The sequence below is a fragment of the Sphingomonas sp. genome, assembly GCF_965200135.1.
In the GTDB taxonomy this organism is placed as follows: domain Bacteria; phylum Pseudomonadota; class Alphaproteobacteria; order Sphingomonadales; family Sphingomonadaceae; genus Sphingomonas.
In genome coordinates, this window is the sequence record NZ_CBDATK010000013.1 from 227,247 (window position 1) to 240,422 (window position 13,176).

At 69.9% G+C, this 13,176-nt stretch carries 14 protein-coding genes and 2 pseudogenes; 12 read left to right on the top strand and 4 right to left on the bottom strand.

All coding sequences use genetic code 11. The features are described from left to right. The first annotated feature begins 3 nt into the window (after positions 1-3). Positions 4-1,164, top strand: a complete 1,161-nt coding sequence (locus ACOFKS_RS14720) for a deoxyguanosinetriphosphate triphosphohydrolase (protein WP_419810010.1) — start codon at positions 4-6, stop codon at positions 1,162-1,164. Here the strand turns inward: ACOFKS_RS14720 and ACOFKS_RS14725 are convergent. Further along, positions 1,161-1,445, bottom strand: a complete 285-nt coding sequence (locus ACOFKS_RS14725; RefSeq protein ID WP_419810011.1) for a hypothetical protein — start codon at positions 1,443-1,445, stop codon at positions 1,161-1,163. The two genes, ACOFKS_RS14720 and ACOFKS_RS14725, sit on opposite strands and share 4 nt — an antisense overlap. Positions 1,446-1,619: 174 nt before the next feature. Between ACOFKS_RS14725 and ACOFKS_RS14730 the strand changes: the two genes are divergently transcribed. From ACOFKS_RS14730 to tatC, 11 genes and pseudogenes are all read left to right on the top strand, one after another. Beyond that, positions 1,620-3,029: a DUF1800 domain-containing protein gene (locus ACOFKS_RS14730; protein WP_419810012.1), complete on the top strand. Its 1,410-nt coding sequence runs from the start codon at positions 1,620-1,622 to the stop codon at positions 3,027-3,029. Positions 3,030-3,033: 4 nt separating this feature from the next. Further along, complete coding sequence (locus ACOFKS_RS14735) at positions 3,034-4,188, top strand: DUF1501 domain-containing protein (RefSeq protein ID WP_419810013.1); 1,155 nt, start codon at positions 3,034-3,036, stop codon at positions 4,186-4,188. Between the two features lie 155 nt (positions 4,189-4,343). Then, positions 4,344-4,598, top strand: a complete 255-nt coding sequence (locus tag ACOFKS_RS14740) for a hypothetical protein (RefSeq protein ID WP_419810014.1) — start codon at positions 4,344-4,346, stop codon at positions 4,596-4,598. An 84-nt stretch (positions 4,599-4,682) separates the two neighbouring features. After that, positions 4,683-6,407, top strand: a complete 1,725-nt coding sequence (gene argS, locus ACOFKS_RS14745) for an arginine--tRNA ligase (protein WP_419810015.1) — start codon at positions 4,683-4,685, stop codon at positions 6,405-6,407. Next, on the top strand, positions 6,407-7,135 hold the full coding sequence (locus tag ACOFKS_RS14750) for an SPOR domain-containing protein (RefSeq protein ID WP_419810016.1): 729 nt from the start codon (positions 6,407-6,409) through the stop codon (positions 7,133-7,135). Before argS ends, ACOFKS_RS14750 begins: the two co-directional genes overlap by 1 nt. Before the next feature lie 188 nt (positions 7,136-7,323). Then, positions 7,324-8,325 carry a glycoside hydrolase family 3 N-terminal domain-containing protein gene (locus ACOFKS_RS14755; protein ID WP_419810017.1) on the top strand — a complete coding sequence of 334 codons (1,002 nt, stop codon included), beginning with the start codon at positions 7,324-7,326 and terminating at the stop codon, positions 8,323-8,325. Next, positions 8,325-8,707: pseudogene (locus ACOFKS_RS14760) on the top strand (segregation/condensation protein A); the annotation flags it as partial. The gene ACOFKS_RS14755 and the pseudogene ACOFKS_RS14760, both read left to right, overlap by 1 nt. Before the next feature lie 9 nt (positions 8,708-8,716). Continuing rightward, positions 8,717-9,258, top strand: a pseudogene (gene scpB / locus ACOFKS_RS14765) (SMC-Scp complex subunit ScpB). 30 nt (positions 9,259-9,288) lie between these two features. Then, complete coding sequence (locus ACOFKS_RS14770) at positions 9,289-9,540, top strand: Sec-independent protein translocase TatA (protein ID WP_419810018.1); 252 nt, start codon at positions 9,289-9,291, stop codon at positions 9,538-9,540. Between the two features lie 32 nt (positions 9,541-9,572). Then, positions 9,573-9,977: a Sec-independent protein translocase protein TatB gene (gene tatB, locus ACOFKS_RS14775; protein ID WP_419810019.1), complete on the top strand. Its 405-nt coding sequence runs from the start codon at positions 9,573-9,575 to the stop codon at positions 9,975-9,977. Next, a complete protein-coding gene (tatC, locus tag ACOFKS_RS14780; protein WP_419810020.1) occupies positions 9,974-10,753 on the top strand; it encodes a twin-arginine translocase subunit TatC in 780 nt (259 codons plus the stop codon). Before tatB ends, tatC begins: the two co-directional genes overlap by 4 nt. Before the next feature lie 58 nt (positions 10,754-10,811). Here tatC and ACOFKS_RS14785 read toward each other — a convergent pair whose 3' ends face one another. From ACOFKS_RS14785 to ACOFKS_RS14795, 3 genes are all read right to left on the bottom strand, one after another. Continuing rightward, on the bottom strand, positions 10,812-10,946 hold the full coding sequence (locus ACOFKS_RS14785) for an entericidin A/B family lipoprotein (protein ID WP_419810021.1): 135 nt from the start codon (positions 10,944-10,946) through the stop codon (positions 10,812-10,814). A 280-nt stretch (positions 10,947-11,226) separates the two neighbouring features. Further along, a complete protein-coding gene (locus tag ACOFKS_RS14790) occupies positions 11,227-12,858 on the bottom strand; it encodes a sensor histidine kinase (RefSeq protein WP_419810022.1) in 1,632 nt (543 codons plus the stop codon). After that, positions 12,851-13,033, bottom strand: coding sequence for a NepR family anti-sigma factor (locus ACOFKS_RS14795; RefSeq protein WP_419810023.1), 183 nt, complete (start codon positions 13,031-13,033; stop codon positions 12,851-12,853). Before ACOFKS_RS14795 ends, ACOFKS_RS14790 begins: the two co-directional genes overlap by 8 nt. Between the last annotated feature and the right edge of the window lie 143 nt (positions 13,034-13,176).

Consider the following 13,176-nt stretch of genomic DNA (forward strand, 5'->3'; position numbering starts at 1 on the left):
CAGGTGACGCCCGCTCCCTACGCGGCGGACCCGGCACACAGCCGCGGTCGCCGCCACGCCGAGCCCGCCGATACCGCGCGCGGCCCCCGCGATGCGTTCCAGCGCGACCGCGACCGCGTCATCCACTCGATCAGCTTTCGCCGCCTGCGCCACAAGACGCAGGTGTTCATGGCGCCCGACGGCGACCATTTCCGTGTCCGCCTGACCCACAGCCTGGAGGTCGCGCAGATCGGCCGTACCGTCGCGCGCACGCTGGGGCTGAACGAGGATTTGACGGAGGCGATCTGCCTAGCGCACGACATCGGCCATCCGCCGTTCGGCCATGCCGGCGAGGACGCGCTCAAGGCGGCACTGGCGGGGCAGGGCGGGTTCGACCACAACGGCCACACGCTGCGCGTGCTGACCGCGATCGAACGGCCCTATCCGCGCTTCGACGGGCTCAACCTCAGCTGGGAATGTCTGGAGGGGCTGGCCAAGCACAACGGTCCGGTGCGCCATCCCGGCTGGGCGATGCGGGCGGCGGATGCCGACTATCCGCTGGCGCTCGACAGCCGCCCGTCGCTGGAAGCGCAGGTCGCGGCGATGGCCGACGACATCGCCTATGACAATCACGACATCGACGACGGGCTGCGCGCCGGGTTGCTCAGCCTGGATCAGCTGATGGCGGTGCCGTTGGTCGCGCGTGGCTGGGCGGCGGTGCGCGCGCGATACCCCGATGTGGCGCCCGCGCGGCTGGCGCGCGAACTGGTGCGCGCGCAGATCGGCACCATGGTCAACGACCTGCTGGACGAGACGCGTGCCCGTATCGCCGAGGCCCAGGTCGACAGTGCCGACGCGGTACGCGCGACCGCCCACGCGCTCGTCGGCTTCACCGCCGGGATGCGTGACGAGGAACGCGCGCTCAAGCGCTTCATGTACGCCAACCTCTATCACCACCCGCATCAGCTCGCCGCTGCCGAGGCGGCGTGGACGATCGTCGCCGGGCTGTTCGAGGTCTATCACGCCGACCCCGCGCGGATGGGGGCGGAGTGGGGTGCGGTGCCCGCCGACGAGCCGTGGCGCAGCCGGCAGGTCGCCGACTATATCGCTGGCATGACCGACCGTTATGCGGTGTCGCAATACCGCAAGACGGTCGGCCCGGTGGAATTGCCGGAGGGATTCTAGCGCGCGGCGACCTGCGTCGCGCCCGCCGCGGGCAGGCGGAACGCTACCGGCTGACCGCCCGAGATGCCGTCGACCCGATCGCCGGTGACGACCAGCCGAAACGCGGAGCCGCTCGGCAGGCGACGGCCCGAGATCACGCGGCGACCGTCCTCGGTGCGCTTCTCCGTGTAGACGTACGTCTCGCCGTCGCGCGTGAAGCGCTGTCCGGCGTCACGCGCCAGCAGGGGGGCGGGAACGGCGGCGGTGGCCAGCAGGGCCAGAATGGTGAACAGCTTCGTCATGATCGAACTCCCGCGTGAAGATTATGTCACGCCGTTCAGATCCTCTCGCAGCGAGGTAGAACCCGACCGCAGATCAGTTGCAAATGCAAACCGATCGAACACGATTGCGCGCACTGCAACCGGCATACTCTTGCGACAAGTCGGGCGTAGACCAGCGTGCGAAGGGAGACGGCCGTGAGCGAAGTGACGATCGCACTGAACCGCTTCGGCCTGGGCGCGCGTTTCGATCAGGCGCTGGTCCCCGATCCGCGCCGCTGGCTTACCGAGCAGCTGGACCGGTTCGATCCGCGCCCGGCACCGCTTACCGAGACCGCAACCAGTACCACCGTCGCGATCGGGCTCGCCGCCTACTTCGCCGAGCAGCGCCAGCAGCGCCGCGCGTCGACCGGAGTGGCGACGGCGCCCGATCCGGCGATGGCGGACGCGCGCCGCCTCTTCCGGCAACAGGGGCAGGAGCAATACGGCACCGCCGTTGCTGCGCGCATGGGGGCCGCGCTGACGACGCCGACGCCGTTCGCGGAGCGGCTGGTCCATTTCTGGGCCAACCACTTCGCGGTTTCCGCCGACAAGCAGACGGTGGTCGGTCTGGCCCCGACGCTGGAGTTCGAAGCGATCCGTCCGCATCTGCTCGGTCGTTTCGGGGACATGCTGACGGCGGTCGAGCGCCACCCGGCGATGCTGCTCTACCTCGATCAGGCGCAGTCGGCCGGGCCGGGCAGCCCGCTCGGGCTGCGGGCGGCGGCGCGCGGCGTCAACCGCGTCGGGCTGAACGAGAACCTCGCACGCGAGATCATGGAGCTGCACACGCTGGGCGTCGGCTCCGGGTACACGCAGGCGGACGTGACCGAGTTCGCGCGCGCGCTGACCGGCTGGACCGTTGCGGGGCTTGGGCAAGGCGCGGCGGCACGGTTCGCCGACGGCCGGCCGGGGGCGTTCCTGTTTGCCCCGCCCCTGCACGAGCCAGGGGAGCGGACGATCATGGGCAAGCGCTACGCCCAGGCGGGCGACGCGCAGGCGCAAGCGGTGCTCGATGCGCTCGCGATCCATCCCGCCACCGCGCGCCACCTCGCGACCAAGCTGGCGAGGCATTTCGCAGGCGACGTACCGCCGCCTGCACTGGTCGCGCGGCTGGAGCGCGCGTTCCTGTCGTCCGGCGGCGACCTGCGGACCGTTTATCGCGCGCTGATCGCCGCGCCGGAGGCGTGGACTCCGTCGTCGGTCAAGTTCCGCACGCCGTGGGAGTGGTCCGTCGCCAGCCTGCGCGCGCTAGGTTATCGCGAGGTGCCGGGGCCGGCGATGGTGGGGTTGCTGGCGCAACTTGGGCAGCCCGCGTGGCGGCCGGGGTCGCCCGCGGGCTACGACGACATCGCCGCGAGCTGGGCGGGGCCGGACGCGGTGTTGCGGCGCGTCGAGGCGGCGGAGCGGCTGGCATCGCGTGCCGGACCGGTCGACGCGCGCGCGCTGGGTGAGGCGCTGTTCCCCGGCGCGCTGTCACCCGCCACCGCGCAGGGCGTCGCGCGCGCGGACAGTCCGGGGCAGGCGCTGGCGCTGTTGCTCGTGTCGCCTGAGATGATGCGGAGGTAAGCACATGATTACCCGTCGTACCCTGCTCGTTCGTGGCTCACTCGGCCTCGCCGCGAGCGGCTTCGCGCCGCGTCTGGCCTTTGCCCGCGCGGCATCGTCCAAACGGCTCGTGTTCGTGATACAGCGCGGTGCCGCCGATGGGCTGGGCACGATCGGCGCGGTCGGCGACCCCGCCTTCGCCGGTGCGCGGGGCCAGTTGGCGGCGGATTTCGCGACGGGCCTGAAGCTCGACCCGACCTTCACGCTGCACCCGGCGCTGGCGGCGGTCGGGAGCCTCTACGGCCAGGGTCAGGCGCTGTTCGCGCATGCCGTTGCCTCACCCTATCGCGACCGCTCGCATTTCGATGGACAGAACGTGCTCGAGACCGGCGGGGCGGGGGCGTACCAGGTCAAGGACGGGTGGCTCAACCGGCTGCTCGGCCTGCTGCCGCCCGACGAGGCGCGCGCGATCGCGGTGTCGGCGACGGTGCCGCTGGCATTGCGGGGGCCGCGCGAGGTGGCGTCCTATGCGCCGTCTGCGCTGCCCGCCGCGTCCGACGATCTGCTCGCCCGCGTCGGCCAACTCTATGGCGGCGACGCGCAGCTTCACGGGCTGTGGAACGAGGCGATGCAGACGCGCCAGCTCACCGGCGATCTGGCCGCCGACGATGGCCGCAACGCGGCGGCGACCGGGGCGCTGGCGGCGCGGCTGCTGGTGCCCGACAACGGCGCGCGCGTGCTGATGATCGAGACCGGCGGCTGGGACACGCATGCCGGGCAGCGCGGGCGGCTGGCGGTGCAGCTCAAGGGGCTGGACGCGCTGATCGGTGCGCTCCAGACCGGCATGGGGCCGCTATGGCGCGACACACTGGTGGTGGTCGCGACCGAGTTCGGGCGGACCGTCGCGGTCAACGGCACCGGCGGCACCGATCACGGCACCGCGTCGGCGGCGATGCTGTTCGGCGGCGGCGTGCGCGGTGGCCGGGTGCACGCCGACTGGCCGGGACTCGCGACCGCGCAGCTACACGAGGCGCGCGACCTGCGCCCCACTACCAGCCTCGACGGCCTGATCGCGGGCGCGGTGGCTGGCCACTTCGGTCTCGATGCGGCGCGCACGTTGCCAACGCTCTTTCCGGGCAGCGCTGGGGCGAGAGCCAGTGAGGGCCTATTGCGCGCCTGACGCCAATCGTTGGCGACATTGGCGCGAGTCCTTCGGGGTTGATTGCTATGACGATGGGCCGAAATGCTTGTTTTCAGTGCGTTACCTAACTGGCACACCTCCTGCACAGCTTCCGTCGCGAAGCTATCGGCCTCGCGCTCTCAGGGAGTAAGACCATGATCAAGCTGTGTTTCGCCGTCGCCACCGCCGTCTGCGCGCTGTTCCCCAACGTCGCGCTCGCCAAGGCGCAGCCCGCCGGGCGCGGCTATGTGGCGCAGGTGCGGTCGTCGGGCCATGTCTGCCTGCGCGCCACGACCGATGCCGAAGCCGTGCGGCTGGGCATGCCGGTGCGGGCGACGCGGTGCCACCTGCCCGCCGACTGGGCGGCACTGGGGCTGCGGATCGAGGTCAACGGCGTCCGCGTGGCGTGAAGCGAGCGCCGGGGGGGGGGTGCGACGCATCCGTCCCCGCCCGGTTTGAAGCCGCCGCGCGGGTCGGCTAGAGCCCCGCGCATCATGACACTCTATACCCGTTTCGCCGCGCACATCGACGCGGCGCTCGACACCCTGGTCGCGAGCGGCCAGCTGCCCGGCGGGCTCGACCGCGCCAACGTCACCGTCGAGCCGCCGCGCGACGCCGCGCATGGCGACCTCGCCACCAACGCCGCGATGGTGCTCGCCAAGCCGGCGGGCACCAATCCGCGCGCGCTGGCGACGGCGCTTTCGGCAGAGCTGGAGAAGCTGCCCGAGGTGACGGCGGTCGAGATCGCCGGCCCCGGCTTCATCAACCTGCGGTTGACCGACGCCGCCTGGCGCGACGAGCTGGCCGCGATCGCGGTCGCGGGCGCCGATTACGGACGCTCGGATCGCTATGCCGGGACGACGGTCAACGTCGAATATGTCTCCGCCAACCCGACCGGCCCGATGCACATGGGGCATTGCCGGGGCGCGGTGGTCGGCGATGCGCTCGCCAGCCTGTTGGAGTTCGCGGGCGCGCGGGTGATCCGGGAGTATTACGTCAACGACGCCGGCGGGCAGGTCGACGTGCTCGCCCGCTCGGTCCACCTGCGTTACCGCGAGGCGCTGGGCGCGACGGTGGAGATTCCGGAGGGGCTGTATCCCGGCGATTACCTGATCCCCGTCGGCCAAGCATTGGCGGCCGAGTTCGGCGACCGCTACGTCGACGCGGCCGAGGGAGAGTGGCTGGCGCTGTTCCGCACCCGCGCGGTGGCGGCGATGATGGACCTGATCCGCGCCGACCTGGCGCTGCTGGGCATCCATCATCAGGTGTTCGCGTCGGAGGCGGAAGTCCAGGCGGCGGGCAAGCCCGCCGCCGCGGAAGCCGAGCTGCGCGCGCGCGACCTCGTTTATGACGGCACGCTGCCGCCGCCCAAAGGCGAGACGCCGGACGATTGGGAGCCGGTCGAGCTGCCGCTGTTCCGCTCAACCGCGTTCGGCGACGATCAGGACCGGCCGATCCGCAAGTCGGACGGTAGCTGGACCTATTTCGGCGCCGACCTCGCCTATCATTTCCAGAAAAGTCAGGCCGCCGACCAGCTGATCGACATCTGGGGCGCAGACCATGCCGGCACCGTCAAGCGCATCGTCGCCGCCGTCGCCGCGCTGACCGGCGGGGAGAAGAAGCTGGACGTCAAGCTGGTGCAGATGGTGCGGCTGCTGCGGGCGGGCGAGCCGGTCAAGATGTCGAAGCGTTCGGGTAATTTCGTGACGCTCGCCGACGTCGTGACCGAGGTCGGCAAGGACGTGGTGCGCTTCACCATGCTGACCCGGCGCGCGGACGCGCAGATGGATTTCGACTTCGCCAAGGTGGTGGAGGCGTCGAAGGACAACCCCGTCTTCTACGTCCAGTATGCCCATGCCCGCATCGCCTCGCTCCATCGCCGCGCGGGCGAGGCTGGCGTGGTGGCGGGGGCGCGCGACCTGTCCCTTCTCGGGACCGAGCCGCTCGGTCTGGTGCGGCTGGCGGCGCAGTTTCCGCGCGTGGTCGAAACCGCGGCGGCGGCGCGCGAACCACACCGAATCGCCTTTTATCTCTATGACTTGGCGGCTGCGTTTCATGCCGAGTGGAACGCCGGCAACGACGATCCCGCGCGGCGCTTCCTACAGCCCGACGACCACGATGCGACGCGCGCGCGTCTCGCCTTGGCGGATGGGGTCGGACAGATTATCCGTAACGGGCTCGCGCTCATGGGCGTGGAGGCGGTGTCGGAGATGAGCTGATGAGCACGACGAGCGACTTCGAGCTGAGGAACGAGGACCGGTTGCCGTGGCTGGAGACGGTCGAGCCGGACGAGCCGGATGGTCCCGGCCTCGGTCGCGTCGTCGCCCTCGTCCTGATCGGCCTCGCCATGCTCGCCGCGATGGTGTTCGGCATCTACAAGCTCCAGCATCGCGAACCCGCCGCCGAGGGCGAGCTGATCGCGGCGCAGGAGGGCGACTACAAGATCAAGCCCGAGGACCCCGGCGGGTTGCGCGTCGACGGTGAGGGCAGCGCCGCGGTCGCGACCAGCGCCGGGCGCCCGCATACCGGCGCGATCGACCTGAACGCCGTGCCCGAGGCGCCGGTCGACGGTCGTCGCGCGCCACGGCCCGCGCCTTCCGCCCCCGCCGGCGGACGCAACGCGGTGTCCAGCGTTCCCCCCTCGGGCGGCAGGCTCGTCGCTCCCGCCCCGGTCGGTGCCGCCCGCGCCCCCGCGCCCGCGAGCGCGGCGGGCGGCTCGCTGGTCCAGCTCGGCGCCTATCCGACCGAGAGCACCGCCAACGCGGCGTGGACCGCTTTCACCAAGCGCTTCGCCTATCTCGCGCCGCTCGGCAAATCGGTGCAGCCGGTCGCGACGGAGGGCCGCACGCTCTACCGCCTGCGCGTCAACGCGGGCAGCGCCAACCAGGCCGCCGCCATCTGCGGGCGGTTGAAGGTCGCCGGCGAGGGCTGTTTCGTCGCGCCGTAGGGCGGGATGACTTCACCTTGCCCCGGTCGTGCTGAGCAAAGTCGAAGCACAGGTGGGTCTCATACCCGTCGATTTCGCTCAGGGCGAACGGTGAGCGATGGATCAGTGTACGTCACCACGCTCCAGGTGGTCGTGCTGAACTCGTTTCAGCATGACGAGCCGGCCGGGCGGGACTACACCTCCCGGCCATGAAGCCCGTCATCTACGGCCTCGCCGGCCCGACGCTCACCGCCGACGAGCGCGCCTTCTTCGCCGATGCCGCGCCGCTCGGCTTCATCCTGTTCAAGCGCAATATCCAGAACCGCGCGCAAGTGCTTGCGCTGACGGACTCGCTGCGTGCGCTGACCGGCCGCGACGACCTGCCGATCCTGATCGATCAGGAGGGCGGGCGCGTCGCGCGGATGGGACCGCCGGAATGGCCCGCGTTTCCCGCCGGACCCGCGTTCGACGCGCTCTATCGCCTCGCGCCGATGTCCGCGATCCAGGCGATGCGCGCCAACGGGCAGGCGCTGGGGGTGATGCTGAGCGAGGTCGGGATCACCGTCGACTGCGCTCCGATCCTCGACGTCGCGCGGCCCGACACCACCGACGCGATCGGCACCCGCACCTATGGCGCGGAGCCGATGCAGGTCGCCGCCCTGGGCCGCGCGATGCTGGAGGGGCTGGCGGCCGGCGGCGTCGTCGGCGTCGTCAAGCACATGCCGGGCCATGGCCTCGCCAAGGTCGACACCCACCACCTGCTGCCGACCGTCACCGCGACGGCCGACGAGTTGGAGGTCGACCTCGAGCCCTTCCGCTCGCTCGCGCATGCCGGCATGGGGATGACCTCGCATATCGTTTTCGACGCCTGGGACGCCGCGCGTCCCGCGACGCTGTCGCCGATCGTCGTCGAGCAGGTGATCCGTGGCGCGATCGGCTTCAACGGGCTGCTGATGACCGACGACATCGACATGAAGGCGCTGTCCGGCACGCCGGCGGACAAGGCGGCGGGCGCGATCGCGGCGGGGTGCGACGTGGTGCTCGACTGCTGGGGCCGGATGGACGAGATGGTCGCGATCGCCGACCGGCTCGGCGATGCGCCGTCCGTGACGATCGCGCGGCTCGACCGCGCGATGGCGATGCGCGACGCGCCCGCGGGCGAGCTGGCGGAGCTGATCGCGCGGCGGGATGCCTTCCTCGCGCTGGTGTGATGGACGACACGCTCATCCTCGACCTCGATCAGCGGGGGGGGGGGGCGCTCGACCTGCTGCTGGCACTCGCCCGCGCGCAGAAGATGGACTCCGGCAAATCTCGATCCTGCAGCCGGTCGACCAGTATCTGGGCGTCCTCGACCGCGCCGACGCGCTGCGGCTGAAGGTCGCGGCCGACTGGCTGGTGAAGGCGGCGTGGCTCGCCTACCTCCAGTCGGCGCTGCTGCTGCCCCGCGATCAGGCGGCGCAGTCCGATCCCGAAGAGTTGGCGCTGCGGCTGCAACTGCGGCTCGAACGGCTGAACGCGATGCGCGAGGCGGGCGTGCGGCTGCTCGCGCGCGACCGGATGGGCCGCGACGTCTGGCCGCGCGGTGCGCCGGAGGTCGAGGCGGTGCTGTTCGCCGCCGCCGAGCCGCTCAACCCCGACCGGACCCGTGCCCATGTCGGCGAAAGCGACGTCGACGTCGCGCTGGCCCGGCTTCAGGCGGACTATGCCGGGCGCGGCATCACGCTCGTCCGGCGCGGCGCGGCATGGCATTTCCAGACCGCGCCCGATCTCGCCACGCTGCTGCGCCGCAACCGCGAGGAGGTCCGCCGCCTCAGCCGCGCCGGGCAGGAGGCGCTGGCGGCATCGCCTATCACGAGCCGGTGACGCGCGCCGACATCGAGGCGATCCGCGGCGTGCAGATCGCGCGCGGGATGCTGGACGTGCTGATGGAACAGGGTTGGGTGCGTGCCGCCGGCTGCCCCGAGACCCCCGGCCGGCCGTTCACCCATGCCACCGCGCCCGCCTTTCTCGACCATTTTGGGCTCGATGGTCGCCGCGACCTGCCCGGGCTCGACGACCTGCGCGCCGCCGGGCTGCTCGGCCCGATCGACTTCGCATTCGCCGACGTGAACGGGGAGGTGGAAAAGGCGGGCAAAGACGACTAGATAGCGGAAGTAATTCCAGGAGTAAGCGCCATGGGTGGCCTCAGTCCCGTTCATCTCATCATCTTCGCGGTCATCGCCATCCTGTTGCTCGGCGGCGGCCGCTTCTCCAACCTGATGGGGGACGTCGCGAAGGGCGTGAAGAATTTCAAGAAGGGCATGGCCGAGGAAGATCACGACCCCAGCCGTCCTGCGTCGCGCATCGAGGGCAAGCGCACCGACGCGCAACAGGGTGCCGCGCCTGCGTTCGACCGCGACGGCAACCGGGTCCGCGACGACCGCTGAACAACTTCCTCCCGTTCGGCTGATCCGCTCGCATGTTCGACATCGCGCCGTCCGAGTTCCTGCTGGTCGCGATCGTCGCGCTGCTGGTGATCGGGCCAAAGGACCTTCCCAAGGCATTGCGCGTGCTCGGCTATTGGGTAGGCCGGGCGCGCGGGGTCGCGCGCCAGTTTCGCTCCGGGTTCGATTCAATGGTGCGCGAGGCCGAGCTGGCCGAGATGGAAAAGAAGTGGGCGGACGAGAATGCGCGCATCCTCGCCGAACATCCCGACACGCCCGCGACCGATGAGATGCCTGCCGTACCGCCGCCCGACGCAGCGACGCCCGCCGACGATCTGTCGACCGAGGCGGTGATGGTCGAGAAGCCCGTCGTCGAAGCGGCTCCGGTCGTTACGCCTGACGCTACGCCGCTCCCCGCCGACACCAAGGCTTCGTCGTGAGCGACGGCACCGAGGTCGACGCCAGCCGCGCGCCGCTGCTCGATCATCTGATCGAGTTGCGTCGCCGCCTGCTCTATTCGATCGGATCGATGGTGGTCGCGTTCGGCGCGTCGCTTTATTTCGCCCGCCCGATCCTGACCGTGCTGGTGGCACCTCTGCGGAAGGCCGGGCAGCTCGTGCTGGTCAACACCGACGTCTATGGCGGCTTCATGGTCGAGGTGAAGGTCGCCTTCTTCACCGCGGTCATGATCTCTTTCCCGATCACCGCGAACCAGATCTGGCGTTTCGTAGCGCCGGGGCTTTACAAGAATGAAAGGCGCGCGCTGCTGCCGTTCCTGCTCGCGACGCCGGTGCTGTTCGGGCTGGGCGCGGCGCTGGCCTATTTCTTCGTCATCCCGCCCGCGCTCAAGTTCCTGTTCGGCTTTCAGGGCGATCTCGGCGGGGTCACGCAAAAGGCGCTGCCCGATGTCGCCAGCTACCTGAAGGTCGTGATGCAGTTCCTGTTCGGGTTCGGCTTCGCGTTCCTGCTGCCCGTTTTCATGATGCTGCTGGAGCGCGCCGGGGTCGTCACGCGCGCCCAGCTGGTCAGTGCGCGACGGTACGCGATCGTCGGAAACTTCGCGATCGCAGCCGTGCTGACGCCACCCGATCCGTGGTCAATGCTGTTGTTGGCGCTGCCGCTTGTGATTCTCTACGAACTGGCTCTTGTCGGTATCCTGATCACCGAACGGCGCCGCAAGCGTGACGACCTGAAAACGCAGACCGTCGAGCCCTGACGAGCCGGCACCGCCCAGGGGCCGTGGGCCCCGAGGCGATGACGGTCCTTCTGTCGGATCAGTGAGAACCGTCGGCGGCGTTGCTGACCGCGGTGCCTGCCGAGCTGACGTCGCGTCCCATACCCGACACCGTGTTGCACGCGGTCACCGCCAGCATGCCGGCCAACATCGCGACGCCCAAGACCTTACGCATCTTCATTCTCCAACACGGACACCATGCCCTCGCGGATGAAATGACTGTCGACGGGCGCTGGTTCCATCAAGCCGATTGGCAGCGCACCGTAGACCGGGCACGTAAAAGGCCCGAAAGCGTCTCCGAGGGGGAGGGAGCGCTTCCGGGCCTGTGTCGTGGATAACGTAGCGGGGGGGGGTGCTTGGCCGCTATCCATAGAGCAAAACGTGGTTTTCGGATTGGGGTTCCGGCGCGCTCTCAATTTTTAGTGCAACCGACATAAGTCGGTGAGCGTTTGCCGCTACGCGCGACCGAGCACCGCGAACCCGATCTCATATGTCCCCGCTAGTGGATCGTGGTGCAACGGTGCCCGCAGCTGTCGCGCCAGCCCCTCCATCACCCGGCCGTAGCGGCTGCCAAGCAGCACGCGCAACGCGTCGCTCTCCACCAATGCGCGCGAGACAACGCGCAGGACGGCGCGGTCTGGCTGTTCGGCGGTACGGATCGCGATCCGGATCTGCGCGGCAGGGTCGACGTTCATCGCCAGTTCCGCCGTCTCGGTCACCAGAAACGCGATCGCCACCGCCACGTCCTGGTTCGCCATGAACGGCTCCACGTCCAGCGTCAGGCCCAGCCCAGCCGAGTTTTCGGGCGCCGTCGCGCGCAGGTTCGCCGCCACCTCGCCGATCATGGTCCGCAGGTTAAGCCCGCGCGTCTCCTCGTTCTCCGCGAAGTGGTTACGATGCACGACCGCCAGCGCGTCGACGCGGCGCTGGATGGAGGCATAGGCAGTGGTCGCGTCCGCGCTCGGCGCGCCGCGAGCGTGCAGGTTGATGAGGCTGGAGATGACCTGCAGGTTGTTCTTGACGCGATGGTGTACTTCGCGGGTCAGCTTGGTCTGCCGCACCAGCCCTTTCGCCAACCCTGCCTCGTGGATCGCGACGGTGCGGCTGATCGCGCGGAAGGTATCGCCCAGCTCGCGGATTTCCGCTGCCGGACCCGTCTGGGCCGCGTTGATGACCTCGCCCGGCGTAAAGGCGGCGACGCTGGTCCGCAGCCGGCGCAGCGGCTTGATGAGCAGGCGGTCGACCACGAACCAAGCGATGCTCGCCGCCGCCAGCCACATCAGCAACGGCAACAGCAGCGCGACGATCAACGAAGAACTGATCGGCGCCGCGCGGATCGCGGTGTCGAGCCGCAGCCCGGCAACGCCGAGGTCGGTTCGCATCGCCTCCACGCGATCGAGCGGGCCGATGTCGGCCGCCGTTTCCAGCGGCAGCATCGCGCCGTCAAGCTCCAGCGTGCTCGTGAATGTCGTCGCGCGACCGGTCGGTTGACTCAGCGCCGCCAGCGTCGCCGCGGGAAAGAACGCGCGGGCCGCATAGCCGCTGCGCGCGGTTCGTATCGAGAGCAACACGCCCGGCCCGCCAGCACCCTTCACGAATCGCCCTGCGACGGCCGCCTCGCGGAGCGGCCGGCGGTCTGCGCCGGCCAGCGGCTCGCCGCAGACGACGTGTCCGGCACGATCGACGATACCGAACCGGGTTCCCGCCGACGATTGCTGCGCGAAGACCCCCTGCGCCCGCGCGCAGCTCAGCGCGTCGTTGGGGGCGTCGTTCGCATTGGCCCCGAGTGCGGTCGCAGCGGCGTGAAGCGCGGTCATGTCGCCGACCAGTTCGATCGCGATCGCCCGCGCGCTTTCGGTACTGGCGATGCGAAGCCGGCCACGCGCCTCCGCATCGGTCAGCCGGGTGGTCTGCAACGTCGCCGCCATCGCGATCAACGCCAGCGGCAACAGGCAGATGCTGAGGATCAGGAACAGCTTGCCGCCGGTGGGCAGTCGCGCGATCCACGAAAATCCCATCAGGTCGACGCGCGTCGATGGGGTCGGCGGCATCGCCGCGCCGACCAAGCGGACGACTTCATCACCCAAGCTTGGAAAGGAGGGCGAGCATCTCGTCAGGCACGTCTTCCTCGACCGCCTTCTGATAGACGGACCGAAGCGCCGCGCCGACCTGCGGATCTTCAGGTAGCTTGTCGCTGGTGCGACGGGAAGGCCCACGAGGGCCGCCGCCGGGCTGAGATATCTTGTCGGTGCGGTCGGCCAAGCTCAATCAACCCCCAAACGGCCTACCGTTATGCCTCGGGGACGGCATCAGCGGTAACCTGAACAGCACCACCCCGTAGTTTCGCAGGGAGCCGCATTATTGAATTGTCGGGACTTGGAAACCAAAGATGCCGATGTTGGTTC

Excerpts from the sequence above, each read along its gene's own strand:
- ACOFKS_RS14725 (WP_419810011.1), bottom strand. The coding sequence starts at position 1,445 with ATGACGAAGCTGTTCACCATTCTGGCCCTGCTGGCCACCGCCGCCGTT.
- ACOFKS_RS14735 (WP_419810013.1), top strand. The coding sequence starts at position 3,034 with ATGATTACCCGTCGTACCCTGCTCGTTCGTGGCTCACTCGGCCTCGCC.
- ACOFKS_RS14740 (WP_419810014.1), top strand. The coding sequence starts at position 4,344 with ATGATCAAGCTGTGTTTCGCCGTCGCCACCGCCGTCTGCGCGCTGTTC.
- argS (WP_419810015.1), top strand. The coding sequence starts at position 4,683 with ATGACACTCTATACCCGTTTCGCCGCGCACATCGACGCGGCGCTCGAC.
- ACOFKS_RS14750 (WP_419810016.1), top strand. The coding sequence starts at position 6,407 with ATGAGCACGACGAGCGACTTCGAGCTGAGGAACGAGGACCGGTTGCCG.
- ACOFKS_RS14755 (WP_419810017.1), top strand. The coding sequence starts at position 7,324 with ATGAAGCCCGTCATCTACGGCCTCGCCGGCCCGACGCTCACCGCCGAC.
- ACOFKS_RS14770 (WP_419810018.1), top strand. The coding sequence starts at position 9,289 with ATGGGTGGCCTCAGTCCCGTTCATCTCATCATCTTCGCGGTCATCGCC.
- tatB (WP_419810019.1), top strand. The coding sequence starts at position 9,573 with ATGTTCGACATCGCGCCGTCCGAGTTCCTGCTGGTCGCGATCGTCGCG.
- ACOFKS_RS14785 (WP_419810021.1), bottom strand. The coding sequence starts at position 10,946 with ATGCGTAAGGTCTTGGGCGTCGCGATGTTGGCCGGCATGCTGGCGGTG.